Raw genomic sequence first — 17,034 nt, forward strand, 5'->3', positions numbered from 1 at the left:
AACCCCCCAGGGAATTGGACGAAAAACCGGCTGAAGTTCTGTTTTATCAACACGTTACGTTGGAGATGAAAGAGACATGGCGAACACGCTTATCAAGGTCGATCTGGAGCAGTCCCCGTACGAAAACAAACAGATTCATAACCGATGGCACCCAGACATTCCAATGGCTGTGTGGGTAAAGCCGGGCGATGATTTCGTGCTGGAAACCTACGACTGGACCGGTGGGGCGATCAAGAACGACGACAGCGCGGATGACGTGCGCGATGTGGATCTTTCCACGGTGCACTTTCTGTCTGGGCCGGTCGGTGTCGAAGGCGCCGAGCCCGGTGATTTGCTGGTAGTGGATCTGCTGGATATCGGCGCCAAGGCCGACAGTCTGTGGGGCTTTAATGGTTTCTTCAGCCGCAATAACGGCGGTGGTTTTCTGACCGAACATTTTCCGCATGCGCAGAAATCCATTTGGGATTTCCATGGCATGTTCACATCGTCGCGGCACATCCCTGGCGTCAACTTTGCGGGTCTGATTCATCCTGGCCTGATCGGCTGCCTGCCGGACAAGAAGCTGTTGGACACCTGGAACCGTCGCGAACAGGCGCTGATCGACACCAATCCCAACCGCGTGCCGCCGCTGGCGAATCCGCCCGCGCCCAAGACGGCGCACATGGGCGCGTTACAAGGCGCTGACCGCGATAAGGCTGCGGGTGAAGGCGCACGCACGGTGCCGCCACGCGAGCACGGCGGCAACTGCGACATCAAGGACCTGTCGCGCGGCGCCCGCGTGTTTTTTCCGGTCTATGTGAAGGGCGGCGGGCTGTCGGTGGGCGATTTGCACTTTTCGCAAGGCGATGGCGAGATCACTTTCTGCGGCGCCATAGAAATGGCGGGCTGGGTGCATATGCGCGTATCGCTGATCAAGGGCGGGATGGAAAAGTACGCGATCAAGAATCCGATCTTCAAGCCCAGTCCGATCACGCCTGCCTACAAGGACTACCTGATCTTTGAAGGAATTTCGGTGGATGAAACGGGCAAGCAGCACTACCTGGATGTGAACGTCGCGTATCGGCAGGCCTGCCTGAATGCCATTGAATACCTGAAGAAATTCGGCTATTCCGGCGCGCAGGCCTACTCGTTGCTGGGTTGCGCGCCGGTGCAAGGGCACATCAGCGGCGTGGTGGATATTCCCAACTCTTGCGCAACGCTCTGGCTGCCGACCGAGATTTTCGACTTCGACATTCAGCCTTCTGCGGCTGGGCCCATCAAGCATATCAAGGGCGATGTCGATCTGCCCTTGTCACGCGACCGATAGGAGGCAGCACGATGCCCATGTATGACTACGCATGCGCCGAATGCGGTGAGTTCGCGGCCCTGCGGCCGTTGGCTCAGTGGCGTGATCCGGCCGCTTGCCCGCAATGCGGCGCAATGTCTGACCGGATCATCGGCGGCGCACCCGCGATATCCGCGTTGTCTTCCGCCGTGAATCGGGCGCATGCGGTCAACGAGCGCAGCGCGAACGAGCCGCGCAGCTCGCGTAGCGGCCATGGCATGAACTGCGGATGTTGTTCAGGCGGGCGCAAGTCCGGCAAGACCCGCACCACTCAGGACGGGGCAAAATCATTCGCGGGCGCACGGCCATGGATGATCAGCCATTGATCGCAACACTGTGAAGCAATGAAAAAAGGGGCTGCATATGAATGCAGCCCCCTAGCTTTACTTGGTCCTGCGCGGCGCGTCAGGCTTCCAGCGGCGCAACTGCTGCGCCCTGAATCTTGTGGCGCGCAAGCGCCTCGGCCACAAAGCCTGATTTCTTCATGGCTTCGACGTAGGCGGCCAGGTAGGCGCTGGCTTTGGCGCCGCGGCTTTTGGGTACGCCCATGGCTTGGCGGATCAGCATGAAATGGCCATCCAGCAGCCGCAGTCCGCCCAGGCGCTGGGCGTCGGCTTGCAACTGCTGCTTCACCCCGGCAGCCACTTCCATCTTCTCTTGTACGAACGTGTCCACGACGGCGGGTGAGGTGGGGGCGCGGAAGATTTCCGCCTGCTTCAATTCACGGGTCAGGTAAAGGTCATAGGCGCTGCCCTTGCCGACCACCACGCGCAGGCCCTTGCTGTCGACTTCGTCCATGCTGGTTATGGGGGAGTCATCACGCACCAGATACGCCCCTTCGATCACGACATAGGGCGCGGTAAAGGCGATCTGTTCGCCGCGCAGCGGGTCGATGGCAAAGAAGCCTACATCTGCTTGTTCAGCGGCGACTGCGTTGACGGATTCTCCGGCGGACTTGAACACCACCAGTTCCAGTTTCACGTCCAGGCGGCGCGCCAGCTCCGTTGCCAGATCCACCGATACGCCGCCGGGCTGGCCGGTGGCGGGATCGGTGTTGGCCAGGATGGGGTTGCCCAGGTTGATGGACGCGCGCAGCGTGCCGGTCGGGGCGAAGGCGGATAGCAGCTCGTGATCGGTCTTCATGACTTCCTTGGGGTGGAACCGCGCCGCAGGGCGCGGACAATGCTGAAAGAATAGCCGGAAAGCCCAGAGCGGCGCGACCCGCTATTGCGCGCGGCGCAAGACGTAATGCGGGGCGAGCGGACCGGTCGGGCGGGTGCCGTCGCGATACAGCATGGTCACCTGGTTTTCGCCAACGAAATAGCGTTGGCTGTCGCCTGCGGCGTCCAGCCGGATGGTGCTGCCATCGGATTCCCAGCTGAAGGTGCCGGTGACGATCTCGGGTTGCGGCTCACGGTCCAGATACTGCGTCAGGCGTTCGTAGCGGTCGCCCTTTTGCAGGGTCAGGCGCGTCTTGATGCCGGGGCAGTCGGCGCAGGGCAGCGTGCCAGCGTAGCTGCCGGGCCAGTCTAGCGAGGTGCGAGCGGTGTGACCGTCTGCGGGCGCGTCGCGCGCATTGTTGGATTTGAAGGGGGCGCAGCCGGCAAGCAAGGCAAGGCTCAGGGTGCAGGTCAGGGTGGTTTTCATCATGGCGAGCTCCTGTTTAATAAACGCGTTCACGATACGGACAGTACCAGACCCATGCTGAAACGGGATGTAAGGCAGAGCGTGCTGATTCCATCACGCCAAGGCGTACAGACCGGCGGTATCGTGGGGTAGACTCTTTTCCAAATTCATCGGGACAGCCATGACCACCGCTTTAATCGTGATCGACGTGCAACGCGCCTTGTTTGAAACGTCTCCGCCTCCGGCAGACGCTGCCAGTGTGGTGGCCCGCATCAACATGTTGGCCGATCGTGCGCGCGCCGCAGGCGTGCCGGTGATTTATGTGCACCACGAAAGCCCGGGCAGTGCGTTGGCCCACGGCCAGCCCGGCTGGGAGCTTGACCCACGCCTGACGCCTGCACAGGGCGATCTCCGCGTGCGTAAGACCACCCCTGATTCTTTTTTGCGCACGGCCTTGGGCCAGACGCTGTCCGATGCTGGCGTGACGCACTTGGTCATATGCGGCTACGCCACTGAGTTTTGCGTGGACACCACGGTGCGCCGTGCCGCTGGATTGGGGTTGCCGGTAACGCTGGCGGCCGATGCTCACACCACGCACGACAAACCCCATGCGCCGGGCGGGCAAATCCGTGCGCATCACAATGCCACCTTGCCGGCCATTTCCAGTTTCGGCGTCAAGATTGAAGCGATCCCCGCCGCCGATATTATTTTTTCTGGTGGCACGGCGGGTTGAGCCGCACCGATTAAAAACCGCATACCTGAGTCCGATGGATCCTGAACTGCTTTCCCTGCTGGTGACCCGCGATATGCCGTTTGGCAAGTACAAAGGACGCCTGATCGCCGATCTGCCCGGCCCTTATCTGGCTTGGTTCGCGCGCAAGGGTTTCCCGCCGGGCGAGCTGGGGCGGTTGCTGGCCCTGATGCACGAGCTTGACCACAACGGCTTGTCTTCGTTACTGGCGCCGCTGCGTAAGTCCAAGCCGCGCGCGTGAGCGGCATCGAAACGACGGGAAACAACTACGGCGGCAGTTGTAGCGTATTGGCACGTTGCGGGGCCATGGCTGGCGCTACGATAGGGCGGCGCGCCCGGACGCAGCCATTGCGTTGCTGTACCAGGGCGCTTGCTCATTGAAGAGAGGTCGCCATGAAGAAACACCACGTCTTTGCTTTCCTGCTTGCCGCCTTTTGCGCGGGCGGTGCCGCCCAGGCGCAAACCGCTCCCCCCACGCAGGAATATCAATACCCCAGCGTGCCTTCCAAGGATGGCAGCCTGTCGCCGCCTTCCACGTTGCGAATGACGGTTACGCCAGATCCGAGTTCGGGTCCGGTGGTGATCCGCGATTCCGCTGCAAGCCAGGCGGAGTACGTGCGCTGCCGCGAAGTATCGGACCGCGCTGCCGTGTCGAATGAGCAGATGCAGTCCGGGGTGTTGCAGTGCCTGAAAGAGCTGGAACAGCGGCGCCAGCAGTAGCGCTGGCAGATCGCCCAGGTGAGGGGCGGCTTTCTGTTCTGGTCAAATGGTAATAATATTCAATCTCATCAATAAGGCGCGCCTTTAGCCGGCGGCTCCCCGTGACCGCTATCCCTCCCGAACTTGATTGGTCCGTATCGGCCGCCACGCCAGCGATGTCGCTGGCTGGTGGCACCTTGCGTTTCAGCCGGAACGAGCGCGTGCAAGAACATCTGGACCCCGGCTTAAAGCTGGTGCTGGTGCTGGATGGCGACCTGCGCTATCGCGTGTGCGGGGCGGCCGCAACCCAAGTAAGCGGGCCATTGCTGCATCTGAGTTTGTGCCACGATGCCATGGGTATGGAACACGAATTTGGCGCGGACCGGTCGCTTCGATTCGTTTCCTTGCGCACCAGCCTGGATCATCTGCGTGAAGCCTTTGCCCTGGACCCGGCCGATGTGGGGGCGCTGTTGCGTGCCCCGCGCGGCGCCGTCGCTTATGCGGATGCCAATCTGCGGGTGGATCAGGCTTTGCAGGCCGTGGGCCATCAAATGTTGGCATGCCCCGTACAGGGGCCGCTTAAACGGCTCTACCTGTCGGCCAAGGCGTTGGAGTTGACAGCATTGGCCATCAACGCCTTGCAGCCAGCCGCTAGCGGGGCGTCTGATAAGGTCGCGGCTGGCGATGCAGAGCGCCTGCATTACGCCCGCGACCTGATTCTGGCGAACCTGCAGGCGCCTCCTGCCTTGCCCGATCTGGCGCGGCAGGCGGGCGTCAACGTCAATAAGCTGACGACCGGTTTTCGCAAGCTGTTCGGACTGAGCGTGTACGCCTTCGTCCGCGAGCGCCGCATGGAACAGGCGCATGCCTTGTTGGCCGCAGGCACATTTTCCGTGTCCGAAGCGGCCTACGCCTGCGGCTACACCGATTCGCACTTCAGCAAGGCTTTTCAGCGCCGCTACGGCATTCTGCCCAGCAGTCTGGCGGCACGCTAGACAAAAACTTCCGCAATCGCCAATGAAACTTCCGCAATCGCCAGCGGCCGCTTCTGCTCGTCTCTAGAATTATTTGAGAATAATTCTCAGTAATAAAGAAAGAGGAATGGCGGTGCGTAAACAGGTGAAGACAGGGGCGGGACGACCGCAAAACGGCGCTGGGCGCGCCGTGCATTGGCCGCTATGGCTCGCGGTCGTGGCCGGACCCGCGCTGGCGCAGGATGCGCCATCGTTGCCCGCAGTGACAGTCAGCGGGGAGGGCGTGGCGCATGACACTCCCACAGTAGGCAAGCTGCCGCTGACCGTGCGTGAGATTCCGCAGTCCGTCACGGTGATCGGCCTCACGCAGATGCGCGAACAAAATCTGCAAAGCCTGGACGATGTGATGCAGCACGCAACTGGCATCACAGTGCAGCCGTACCAACTGCTGACCACGGCGTACTACTCGCGCGGCTTCAAGGTGGATTCGTTCGAGCAGGACGGCGTGCCCGTGCTGATGGGCAATATGGCCGCTTCGCCTCAAGACATGGCGGTATACGAGCGTGTGGAAATTCTGCGCGGCGCAAATGGTCTGCTGCATGGATCTGGCAATCCTGCTGCCACCGTCAACCTGGTGCGCAAACGGCCGCAGCGGGAGTTCTCGTTCAATGGTTCAGTCAGCGCCGGCAGCTGGGACCGCTATCGCGCCGAAGCCGATCTGGGCGGGCCGCTCAATGACAGCGGCAGCGTGCGCGGACGCGTCGTCACTGCGGTTGAAGACCGTGGCTATTTCTACGATGTGGCGGACCAGCAATCGGCGCTGTTCTATGGCATTGGCGAAGTGGACCTGGGTCCGAACACCGTGTTGTCGGCGGGGCTGCAATATCAGCGTATCCGGTCGACCACCAACATGGCGGGCGTGCCGCGCTACAAAGATGGCGGCGACATTGGCTTGGCTCGATCCACCTACCTGGATGCCGCCTGGGACCGCTTTAACTGGGACACGACCCGGGTGTTCGCGGACCTGGAACATGGCTTTGGCGATGGTTGGAAGGCCAAGATCAGCGCCAACTATCTCACCGCTGATAGCAACCTGAAGTACGCGGGTGCATATGGCGCAATCGACCGCCAAACTGGCACGGGCTCGCGGCTGATGGGCGGCGCCTACAAGTTCGACAACACGCAAGCGAGCGTGGACGCCTATGTCAGCGGCCCCGTTCAATGGTTTGGACGGCGCCACGAATTGCTGATTGGCGGCAATGCGCAACGCAGCACCACCGAGCAATACACCGGCATGTTGACGCCCGCGCTCAATGTGCCGGTCAATGTGTTCGATTGGGACCCGCATAGCGTGCCAGAACCAGGTGTAGGCCCGTATACCTCGCCCGGCCAGACGCGCTTGAAGCAGCAGGGCATTTACGGCATGGGCAGGTTTTCCCTGGCGGACCCCGTGACGCTGGTGTTGGGTGGCCGCATTAGCTGGTGGAACCAGACCGCGCCGGGCGCCAGCCAGCGGATCGATCCGGAGTTCACGCCGTATGGCGGTCTGATCGTGGATCTGAATTCGCAGTGGTCGGCGTACGGCAGCTATGCGCAGGTATTTCAACCGCAAAGCCAGTTGACGCGTGAGGGCAAACCGCTGGATCCGATTACCGGCACCAACTATGAAGCGGGTGTGAAGGGCGAACTGGCGGGGGGCGCGCTGAACGTATCGCTGGCCGTTTTTCAGATTCAGCAGAAGAACCGCGCGCAGCAGGACCCGGAGTGGCCCTGCGTGGGCAACAACTGCTACTACATCTCTGGCGGGGAAGTTCGCAGCCGCGGTTTCGAGGCCGAAGCCAATGGACAGATCACGCCCAATTGGTCGGTCGCTGCGGGCTACACGTTTAACACCAGCAAATATCTGACGGATGCCGTCTCCAACGGGCAGCCGTTTGCCAGTTTCACACCCAAGCACATCTTCCGCTTGTGGACGAACTACGCGCTGCCCGTCATGGACCGACGCTTGAGCGTGGGCGGTGGATTGCAAATGCAGTCGGGCTATTCCACGGTGTCCGGTCCGGTCACGCTGCATCAGGGCGGCGTAACGCTGGTCGACCTGAGAATGGCCTATCGCGTGGATAAGCACGTGACCGTGGCGTTGAATCTCAACAACGTGTTTGACCGCGGTTACTACCAAAGCCTGTCTGGCACGTCGTGGAACAACCGCTACGGTGAACCCCGCAACGCAATGCTGACGCTGCGCGCTCAGTACTGACCGTCAATCTGGAACGGCGCGCTGGGGCGCGCCGTTCGCCATCACTCAAGAGGCTTTCAAAAAATGGCAGAGGATGCAATTTCCCCCCCAGCGGTCTTTGATTGGCTCGATCATTTCATGGCGTTGAGCCATGACGGCGGCATGCGTGAAATCGGCAAGCTGCGCCGTCTGTCGCCCCACGATGGCTGGCTGGTAGGCATCAAGGCCGTGCAGGACGATGCGGACGTGCATGGACATATGTGGGAACGCCACCCCGCAGGCGACGAAATGCTGTGCGTACTTGAAGGGCGAGTCGTCCTGACGCTTGCCGACGAAGAGGGCGCAGAGACTGATGTGCTGCTGGATACCCGGCGCAGCGCTGTCGTGCCACGCAACGTCTGGCACCGCCTGCATGTGGCCTGTCCTGGAAAAATCCTGTTCGTGACCCCGGGTCACGGCAGTGAACATCGCCGCGTCGCGGCGCCTGACGCATAGGAAACTTTGACCGTGAATCGATTGGCAAACGGGCGATTGTTCGTAATGATCGCCGCCCTGTATTTTTCTCAAGGCATCCCTCTTGGCATCGCCATGGAGGCCCTGCCCACACTGTTGCGCCGGGATGGCGCCGGTTTACACGTCTTGGCGTGGTTGCCGCTGGCAGGCCTGCCCTGGGTTCTCAAGTTTTCGTGGGCATCACAGGTAGACAATCACTGGCGCCCGGCGATGGGCAGGCGCCGCAGCTGGATCGTGCCGATGCAGGCGGTGGTGCTGGTTTGCCTGGCACTTGTCACGCTGGTAGGGGTGTCTTCAGCCAGCGCTGCCTGGGTCGTGGGCTTGATGGCGATTGCATCGCTGGCCAGCGCCACGCAAGACATCGCCACCGATGCGCTGACGGCCGAACGCTTCGATGGCCAAGCGTTGGCGCGTGCGAACGCGGTGCAGGTGGGCGGCACTATGGTGGGGTTTTTCTTTGGCGGTCCGGGGTGTTTGATCATGGCTGGTTATATCGGCCAGACGGCCGCGCTGGCCGTGCTGGCAGCGGTGGTTGCCTTCAGTTTGCTGATGGCATTCACGTGGCGCGAGACTGCGCTCGATACGTTGTCTGCGCACACGGCTCGCCAACGCGCTTCGCTGATGGGCTTTGTTCGCCGGCCGGGCGCATGGGCGCTAGCGTTGGCCGCTTTCTTGTCTGCCATGACCGCCGTGGCAGGTTACGGGCTGGCCAAGTTGTTCCTGGTGGATGCCGGCTGGGAAATCGAGGCCGTGGGCCGCATAGGCATGGCCGGCGGCATGGTGACCGTGCTGCTGGGTTGCGGGGGCGGAGCGTGGCTGATTGGCCGGTTGGGTGCGCGCCGGGTGTTGGCGGTGGGCCTTGCCGCTTCGGGCGCGGCGGCCTTGGGCTGGATGGCGCAGGCGCAGGGTTGGGTGCCGCAGCAAACCGGTATGGCGTTTGTCTCGCAAGGGCTGGGGTCGTTCGGCGCGGGCGCCGCGTCTGTGGCGTTGATGACGTTAGCCATGCGTTTCGCTCGTCAGGGCCAGCAATCGGGCACCGACATGACCGCAGTGCAGAGCGCACGCGACCTGGGCGAGATCCTGACTTCGTCGATGATCACGGGCCTGGCTGCACAGGTCGGTTATGCGGGTGGTTTTGCCAGCGGCGTGATGGTGGCGGTTGTAACCCTGCTGTTCACCGCCAGGGGGCTGGCGCGTCCGGTGACGCGCACAGCCTAGCGGTACCCTCCGCTGGAATTACGGAGATGGCATTGCTGCTATCTGCCGGGGCATGCCGCTGGTGGGTTGGGCCGCCGCTTTGGCGGGCTGAGTGCCTTTGGGGCTGTCTTTAGGGCTGTCTTTAGGGCTGCCTTTGGGGCCCGCCTGGGGAGCGGGTTTTGCGGGCGGACCCTTGGGCGGCGGTTTGACGGGAGCAGTCTTCGGCGCAGGTTTCACCGGAGCCGCCTTCTGCTCTTCAGCCAACAGGGTTTTGGGCAGGTCAAAGCCATCGAAACTGGCCTGCGTGAACGGATTGTTGGATTTTTCGGCGGTGATCCGGTAGCGCATGGCGCCGTCGGCGGCAGAGAAACTCAGGTCCACGCTTTGCGCGGTGGCGCTGTCCAGGCGTGCCTGGCTCAACAGCCTGAACATGGACCACGAACCCCGGTAGACCAGCCCGCTGCTGGTGCCGCCGCTTCCGACCAAAGTGATGCGGCTTTCAGTGGAGTCGCCCAGGTTGTTGGGCCAGATGAGACCGATGCTATTGCTGGGGCCGTGGCTGTAAGCGATCAACTGGCCTTCCACGCTTAACACGCTGCTGCGCCGGGTGGACGTCAGTCCCAGGGGCTGGATGCTGAATTGCACGCCCAATGCGCCGCGGCTGTTGAAGAAGGCGTCACGGATCCGGTCGGCTGCCAGCAGCTGATTCAGCACGTCCATACGCACCAGGTAACCGCCCCGGCGTTCGGAATAGAGCGCTTCCAGGTTTTCGTCGAAGAACAGCCTTAGATATTGGTCCTTGAACTGGGCCAGCCGGCCCTGGGGGCCAAACAGGATGGTGAAATCTTCCAGCGATGCGTCGTTTCGGCTGGCCGGGTTGAACGGGTAGCGGCTGGCCAGACGTTCGTTGTAGTAGCGGTATACGTCCACTTCCCAACGCCGCTCCAGTTCCTTCAGCGCTTCAATCAGCAACACCTGAGATGACTCTTCCGCCAGTTTTTTCACATGACGATTGAGCGGTTCGGGCAAGCCAGCGGCCACGCGTTGCAGGTTGGCGATGTGATCGGTGCCTTTGAGGGCAAACCGGTCCATCACGATCGCCAGCGCGGCCTTGCCGGGTTCGGGGCTGTCCTGCACTCCCTTCATGGTGTCGTAAACGCGGGCGATGGCGGCCATGCTTTCGTCCATATAGGACGGCTTGTCACCCTTGCCCGCGAGCAGTTCGGCAAGCGGGGCAAAGGGCCGGGCGATATCGGCGACATGCGGTCCGTTGGCGCCAGCGGCAGTGATGGCGGACGGCGCGGGGTCGGTGCCCTGCGCTGACGTCGTGGCAACTGCGGGCAGAGGAGGGCTAAGTACCGTGTTGTCACGCACGGTTTCGACCAGGCGGCGCAACGGCGCTGCTGGGCTTGTCACTGCGGCCAACACGTCGACGGCCTGGCCTAGATCGTCGAAATCCACGACTTCCAGGCGGCTCAGGCCGCGCTGCCAGTTGTCAATGTAGTCACTGCTGTAAATGGCGCGGATGCGTTCTGCCAGCACCTGTTTGTCGGCTTCGGAGTAGTCGATACGTTTGCGTTCGCCCAACGTCCATTGGTCGATCATGGCCAGGTCAGTGAAGTCCTTACCATGCGGCGCGAAGTAGCCGTGATAACCCGCTGCCGTGAGCAGTGCGTCAATACGCGTGGACCCGCCTGCCGGCGCGTCTGGCGCAGCGGGGTCCTTGTAGACGATGTCAAATGCCGGACCGACCTCGTTGCGCAGGTCTAGCGAGGTGTGCAGAATTTTCCCGGCGTGTTCGCGCATCGTCATGTAAACGCGTTGGGACATGGGTATCTGGCGCAAGCGCTGCTGCACTTCGGCAACGCGGGCGCGGTTCTGGGGCAGCTCGGCATCGGCATATTGCATCGCGTATTCCAGGTGGCGCATCAGTCCGCTTTGCACCGGACCGTTGCCCGGGAACGCCGCCTGCCATTGTTGCGTCATCCAGTCTTCGACGATAGGCGAGCGCCGGTTCGGGCGGTCTTCAATCATGCGGTAGACGCGAAGCGCGGCCAACTGCTGATTGCTGCCTGAAGGGGCGCTGTTGATGGCGTTCATGACGCCGCCTGCCAGTTCGGGCAAAAAGCGCTTGGATAACAATTGCAGGTAGGCTTCGTCCACTTTCGGGCCGATCTTGCGGCCTTGGTACAGGCCCATGTCTGAAACCACGGGCCAGGCTTTGCGGTAATCGCCAACCAGCGCAACAGCGCTGCGGATCTGGTCCAGCGGCTTCAGCAAGTTGTGCCCGGTAGGGTCTGTGCCGCTGTCAATTCGGTGTGCGCCGAATTCACGGCTCTTGTCCAGTACAGACACCGCGATCTGACGATTGACGCCGAAGTAGTGATACCAGCCGCCAACCAGCAGCAAGGTGCCCAGGGCCGCAACGCCAAAGCCAACCATCAAGGTGCGACGCTTGTCCGCCAGTACCTTGAGATTGTCGCCAGCCAGCCCGGCCTCGGGGTAGATGACCCGTTGGAACAATTGTTGAGCGAAGTACACCACCGAGCGCCCGCTGGGTTGAGCCTCGGCCAAGGGTTCACTCAGGCCATACGATTGGGATGCCGCGTTGATAAAGGCATCACACAGCAGGCCCTGCTGATACACGGAAGAAAAGTACACGCCGCGCGGCAAAGCCGGAGTGATGTAGCGGTCACTGCCCAGCACATCCGCCAGGAAACCCAGCAGTACGGGCCGCATGCCTGCAAGTTGGCGAACCAGTGAAAACAGCGCCTCGCGCGCGTCTTGGGAACTTGCCTCGCCCAACGCGTCGAAGATCTGTTCGTTCAGCCGGCCGATGAATCCGTCATAACGTCCTGCCAGCTCTTGCAGCCACGCGTCATAGTCATGCACGGAGTCCAGCGTAAAGGTGAAGCCGAAGATGTCTTCGCGCACCGAGCGCGGCAACCGGGCAAAGAACGGTTCAAAGCCAGTGAGTAAATCGAATTTGCTCAGAACCACATACAGCGGCGGGCGCGTACCCAGATGCCGGCTGAGTTCGGCCAGACGGGTGCGCAGCAGAATCGCCAGCGCCTTGCGGTCGCTAGCCTTCTGATTCAGCAGTGTTACCAGGTCAACCATCAGCACCACGCCGTTGAGCGGGCGGCGGCTGCGGTTTCGTCCCAGCCAATCAATCAGACTGACCCACAGCCGCGCATGCGTGCCTGGGGGCAAAGTGATGCGCGGGGCAGGAGCCGGAGTAGAAGCCGGGGTAGAAGCAGGGGCGGAAGTGGCCGATGCCGTCTCGTTCGTGATGGCGGGCTCAGGATTCGGATCACTCTCGTTCTGACTGATTATTTCGCCTGGCGGATCGATCAACACCGCCTGATCCCCCATCCACCAATCGATCACATAGGCCAGGTCGGGATCGGCGTAGCCGCGCCGCGCACCGGCCTTGACTTCACCGGTCAACGAAAAGCTTTGATTCGACCGGTTGATGAAACTGGTCTTGCCGCTGTTCTCTTGTCCCAAGACCAGATACCAGGGCAATTCATACAGCGCATTGCGGCCATGCAAGTTGGCCCTCAATACGGCCAAGCTTTGATCCAGCGCGCGTTCCTGCGCCTGCACATAGCGCAGTGTGGGGTCTTCCTGGCGCATTGTTGCAGCGCTGCTCTCGGACTCAAGCCGGCGATTGCGGCGGCGCAGCGTCCAGCCCCACGCCAACAGGGGAATCATCAACAAGACCAGCGTGCAGAGCACGCGCATCGACAGATCCGCCAATGGCCGGTGTTCTCGCCAGGTCCAGTGCGGTCCCAACCACCAGATGCCGATCAGCAGAAACACGATGGCAAGTGCCAGCAGAATCGGCATCGAACTTTTGAAACGGCCCAGCACGGGTTTCCCGTAGCGCTTGAGATAAGACCAGATGTTCTTCATCGCTTGACTCCTTCCTTAACCCTTGCGGTCCGGCTCGGCGGACGTCCACGCAGGCGTGTATTTGCTTAACTGTTCGGAAAGCTCCGGTTCCCATTCATGGGCGGGTAGCGTGCGCAAGGTGTGGGCCACGTTGCGGTAAAGGTTTTCGGCAAGCCATGACAGGCCGCGCGACGCCAGCAGGTCCGCAGCAATGACCGATGCGTGGCCCTGCCGGCGGGGTGACGCCGAGCTACCCTGCAAATCCTGCAAACGGCGCAGCACCACTTCGACCCCTTCGCTGTCCAGCTGCGCTACCAGTTCTTCGCGCAGCAATCCGAATTCATGAAGCGCGCCGCCTTGGCCGTCTGGCGTATCGGCGCCACTTAGCCATGTCAGGGTTTCCGGGTCGATAAATGCGCGGCCATCGCTGAACTTCAGATCCACCAAAGCGGGAATTCGACGCACAAACCGTTCGGTGGACAGGCGGATCGCCGCGGCGGCGTCTTTCATTTCCAGCCGCGAGGCGATGCCGGCAGCCAAAAAACTGCCCCGTATCCAATAGGGCGACGCCACCACGCTTTTCTCGACCCGCTGCAACAGTGCCGGGTTGACGGCATTGCCGGTCAAGGCTTCGCCATACCCATCGGCAATATCGGCAGGCACGGCCATCAGTTCGGTACGTTCGCCCTTGCGGGCGGGTGGCGCAGCATGCAAATGCGCCCACATCGCAAAGCGGCGTAATTGATAACCCGTTGGGTCGTAGGCGTCTTGTTGATTGATGAAGTCGGCAACGCTCAACAGCGACCGCCGGTTCTCGCGGTCGTCGCCCGGTTTCAGACTGGCGCTTGGGCTGCTGAAGAATTCATCGCTGATGGCTTGTCCGCCGCTCTGGCCGGCGCTGCGCGCGGGCGCGGCCGGTTCCGGGTAGCGTGCCTGCTCCGACACGCGCGCCAACAGGGATTCCAGCCGGGTCAGTTGCGCTTGATCCAACTGGGCCGCAGGTGCGCTGGCTTGCAGCCGGTCTAGCGCTTGTTGCGCTTCTGCATGATGCGTTTTGCTGAAATCAGCAATAGGCAGATCGTTCAGGGTGTCGCGCAAGCGATCCGCCAGCAACGCTACCAGCCTACGTTTGGCTATGTACCCAGTCGGGCCGGGCTTGGGGTGACCGGTTTCCCAATAGTGTTCGACCATGCCGGCCAGTACACCTGCCGCTTCGGCCCAGCAGCGCCACGACCGCGCCTTCAGCCGGGCAGATATCAGATGACCTGCAATGCGGAAATGTTTGCACTGCGACGCTAAATACTGACGGGACGCTTCGTCAACGTAGTTCCAGTCCAGCCGCAGTTCTTGTAAACCGCCCAGCTTGATCATCTCGTGATCGATGGACTGGAAGGTCTCGTCCTCTGCCTCGAAATGACCAGCAGGCTGGCGAGGGTCAAACGGTGCAAGCAAGGCTACACAGTCAAACGGCGCGAAATCAGTCACCAGTGACAAGCCTCCCGTTGGCGCGCAAGCAGCGTCTGGAGGCCCGTGGCGTCAAATGTCAGGCCATTTAACGGCGCATAGTCGCTTTCAACTCGCAGGTGTGTCCCGGCGACGAATGGGCGCAAGTGTTCAATCGCGACAAGTCCGCGTCCGGCATCTGCGACATTGCCTTCGTCCAGCACGCGCCACGGTTTTCCGGCTGACAGCGGACGATCGTCCATATACAGACGGATGTTGATGTGGTGCTGGGGAAAGGGTTGTTCGGCCAGCAATTGCAAACGCGAGATATTAGAAAGGCAACTGATCGCCAGATAGATCGGGGGGCCAGCGCCCAACGCGGGTGCAGAGATCATGACGCGCTGCTGCCCGGGCTGCTCATCGTCGGTGTAAGACAGCAGAAAAGCCGTGTCCTGCGGCTGGCGCGCGCTTTCGTTCTGCCGGACGAGATCTGACGAGCGCGTGGCGGTGAACGCGCTGGCCAAGGGACGTTGGCTGGACACTGCCGCAATGGACACGTCCGGGCTGGCGTTTGGCACCGGCCGCCCCGCAGTGATGGGCGCTGCTGCTGCTGCTGCTGCTGCTGCTGCTGGCCGGACAGGAGTCGGGGCAGGCGGGGTGCCCGCTGCTGCATCAAAGCAGGCCAGCCGCTCCACGGCCGACACAATGATGGTGCATAGGCGCGGGTCGGTATCAGCCTGTGCGTGACTGTGCCAGGCAGCCGCAGCCAGCAGCAGCAGCGGAAAGGCTTTGATCAGGGTCATAAAGTTTGGTCCTCCCGGTCCAGATTCCAGGCCTGGCATCGGCGTGCCAGCGTGCGCTTAGGGATGCCCAGACTTTGCGCGGCGCGACTGCGCGAGCCATCAAGCTGTCGCAGGCGGGTTTTGATAACCAGGCTCTGAAATGTGTCCAGCGCCTGGGGCAGATTGTTGGTATGCAGCAGACCGTGCAGCTCGGCGCTGCCTCCCCCTACAGACTGTCGCGTATCCCGGTCTGCCCGAGACAGGTCTAACGTTGCCGCACTGATGGACCGGCCGGGCGGCGTTCTTTCAGCGGCGACCAGCACCAGGCTGCGCAACTCCCGCACATTTCCCGGCAACAACAGCGCTTCAAGCAGGGCCAACGCATCCGGCGCGATGCCGGCGACGTGGGTCTGCTTTTCGCGGTTGTGTTGCAGCAAGACATGATGCGCAAGCGCCGGTATGTCGTCGGGGCGCTCGCGTAGCGGCGGCAGCGACAACGACAATTGGCGGATTCGAAAGTACAAGTCTTCTCGGAAGCGTCCGTTACGAATCAACTGAGCCAAGGGTTGATGGGTCGCGCACATCAATCGGAAATCCGAGCTTTCTTCACGGGACGCGCCAAGCGGGCGGTACTTCTTTTCGTTCAGCAGCCGCAGTAGCGTTCCTTGCAGCGACAAGGGCATATCGCCGATCTCATCCAGAAATAGCGTGCCTCCGTCGGCCTCCGCCACCAAGCCCGCACGGGCTTGCAGCGCGCCTGTGTAGGCCCCGCGGACGTTTCCGAATAGCTCGGCCTCAATCAGATCTTGAGGAATGGCCGCGCAATTTACCGGGACGAACTTTCCTTTGCGTGGCGATGCCTGATGTATCAACCAAGCGGCGTGATCCTTGCCGGTTCCGGTTTCCCCGGTCAGCAAAACGGCCAGCGTGGAATCCGCAAAGCGCAACATGTCTTTGCGCACCTGTTTGGCCGTTGCGCTGACGCCGATGAATTCTGCGGCCAGCAAACGTGCAGCGCGCGTCCGGCTCTTTTCGCCCGCGTCCAACGATTGCAGGCTGCGCTGATAGCGCGCGTCGTCGGCGGCGCTGGTCTGTGCGTGCAAGCGTGCAAACAAGGCTTCATGCGTTTGAGTCAGGGTTGCCCAGAGCGGGTCGCGTTGCCAGTCCGACAGGCTGCTCGCCGATCCTGAAAGCGCCAGCACTGCGCGCGGTTGATGACGCGTATCCCGCAAAGGAATGACCAACAGCGCTTGCCGCGCACCTATTTTTTCGCGTAGCCGTTCAAATGCCTGACCCACTCCAACCAGCCCCGACAGGCGTTCAATCAGACACGGCTGACCGCTGACAAGCGCGTACACCAGCGGGTCATCCAACGCATCCATCCTGATTTCCGGCAACTCACCGGACGGCAATCCTGCCGCCGCCAAAGGCAGCAGCGCATCGCCCGCTGCGTCCATGCCGTAGAGGCAGGCGTGAAGCAGCCCGGGCGCGCGTATGCAAGCCCCCAAAAAAGCGTTGGCCAGCGCATCCAGACGGGCAGCCGTGGCCATGTCCCGAGCGATCTCCGCGATGGCTTGCGGGCCCATAGGCTG

15 protein-coding genes are annotated in these 17,034 nt (G+C 61.9%); 9 read left to right on the forward strand and 6 right to left on the reverse strand.

The features are described from left to right. The first annotated feature begins 76 nt into the window (after positions 1–76). Complete coding sequence (fmdA, locus tag RAS12_RS02285) at positions 77–1,306, forward strand: formamidase (protein ID WP_306944883.1); 1,230 nt, start codon at positions 77–79, stop codon at positions 1,304–1,306. Between the two features lie 11 nt (positions 1,307–1,317). Further along, positions 1,318–1,650 carry an FmdB family zinc ribbon protein gene (locus RAS12_RS02290; RefSeq protein WP_306944884.1) on the forward strand — a complete coding sequence of 111 codons (333 nt, stop codon included), beginning with the start codon at positions 1,318–1,320 and terminating at the stop codon, positions 1,648–1,650. A 79-nt stretch (positions 1,651–1,729) separates the two neighbouring features. Here RAS12_RS02290 and RAS12_RS02295 read toward each other — a convergent pair whose 3' ends face one another. Both RAS12_RS02295 and RAS12_RS02300 read right to left on the reverse strand, forming a co-directional pair. Then, entirely contained in the window at positions 1,730–2,467 is a 738-nt protein-coding gene (locus RAS12_RS02295) for an ABC transporter substrate-binding protein (protein WP_306944885.1), read from the reverse strand. 81 nt (positions 2,468–2,548) lie between these two features. Then, positions 2,549–2,974, reverse strand: a complete 426-nt coding sequence (locus RAS12_RS02300; protein WP_306944886.1) for a copper resistance protein NlpE — start codon at positions 2,972–2,974, stop codon at positions 2,549–2,551. A 157-nt stretch (positions 2,975–3,131) separates the two neighbouring features. Here RAS12_RS02300 and RAS12_RS02305 point away from each other — a divergent pair, with 157 nt between their 5' ends. The 7 genes from RAS12_RS02305 (at position 3,132) to RAS12_RS02335 (ending at position 9,341) form a co-directional block, all read left to right on the forward strand. After that, on the forward strand, positions 3,132–3,683 hold the full coding sequence (locus RAS12_RS02305) for a cysteine hydrolase family protein (RefSeq protein WP_306944887.1): 552 nt from the start codon (positions 3,132–3,134) through the stop codon (positions 3,681–3,683). Positions 3,684–3,717: 34 nt separating this feature from the next. Beyond that, on the forward strand, positions 3,718–3,942 hold the full coding sequence (locus tag RAS12_RS02310; protein WP_306944888.1) for a DUF3820 family protein: 225 nt from the start codon (positions 3,718–3,720) through the stop codon (positions 3,940–3,942). A gap of 152 nt (positions 3,943–4,094) precedes the next feature. Beyond that, positions 4,095–4,421, forward strand: coding sequence for a hypothetical protein (locus RAS12_RS02315; RefSeq protein WP_306944889.1), 327 nt, complete (start codon positions 4,095–4,097; stop codon positions 4,419–4,421). A gap of 101 nt (positions 4,422–4,522) precedes the next feature. Next, positions 4,523–5,395, forward strand: coding sequence for a helix-turn-helix transcriptional regulator (locus RAS12_RS02320; RefSeq protein WP_306944890.1), 873 nt, complete (start codon positions 4,523–4,525; stop codon positions 5,393–5,395). 106 nt (positions 5,396–5,501) lie between these two features. Beyond that, positions 5,502–7,631, forward strand: a complete 2,130-nt coding sequence (locus tag RAS12_RS02325) for a TonB-dependent siderophore receptor (protein ID WP_306944891.1) — start codon at positions 5,502–5,504, stop codon at positions 7,629–7,631. Between the two features lie 63 nt (positions 7,632–7,694). After that, complete coding sequence (locus tag RAS12_RS02330) at positions 7,695–8,105, forward strand: cupin domain-containing protein (protein ID WP_306944892.1); 411 nt, start codon at positions 7,695–7,697, stop codon at positions 8,103–8,105. A 45-nt stretch (positions 8,106–8,150) separates the two neighbouring features. Next, the gene (locus RAS12_RS02335) at positions 8,151–9,341 is read left to right on the forward strand and encodes a RhtX/FptX family siderophore transporter (protein WP_371321287.1); all 1,191 of its coding nucleotides are present in this window, start codon (positions 8,151–8,153) and stop codon (positions 9,339–9,341) included. An 18-nt stretch (positions 9,342–9,359) separates the two neighbouring features. On the opposite strand, the gene tssM is transcribed toward RAS12_RS02335, so the two are convergent. The 4 genes from tssM to RAS12_RS02355 are packed head-to-tail and all read right to left on the reverse strand — an operon-like array spanning position 9,360 to position 17,028. Then, complete coding sequence (tssM, locus tag RAS12_RS02340; RefSeq protein WP_306944894.1) at positions 9,360–13,238, reverse strand: type VI secretion system membrane subunit TssM; 3,879 nt, start codon at positions 13,236–13,238, stop codon at positions 9,360–9,362. Between the two features lie 15 nt (positions 13,239–13,253). Then, positions 13,254–14,702, reverse strand: coding sequence for a type VI secretion system protein TssA (gene tssA / locus RAS12_RS02345; RefSeq protein WP_306944895.1), 1,449 nt, complete (start codon positions 14,700–14,702; stop codon positions 13,254–13,256). Further along, entirely contained in the window at positions 14,699–15,463 is a 765-nt protein-coding gene (locus tag RAS12_RS02350) for a type VI secretion system-associated protein TagO (protein ID WP_306944896.1), read from the reverse strand. The genes tssA and RAS12_RS02350 overlap by 4 nt, the downstream gene beginning before the upstream one ends. Further along, on the reverse strand, positions 15,460–17,028 hold the full coding sequence (locus RAS12_RS02355) for a sigma 54-interacting transcriptional regulator (RefSeq protein ID WP_306944897.1): 1,569 nt from the start codon (positions 17,026–17,028) through the stop codon (positions 15,460–15,462). Before RAS12_RS02355 ends, RAS12_RS02350 begins: the two co-directional genes overlap by 4 nt. Between the last annotated feature and the right edge of the window lie 6 nt (positions 17,029–17,034).

This window comes from Achromobacter seleniivolatilans, from assembly GCF_030864005.1.
Lineage (GTDB): Bacteria > Pseudomonadota > Gammaproteobacteria > Burkholderiales > Burkholderiaceae_B > Achromobacter > Achromobacter seleniivolatilans.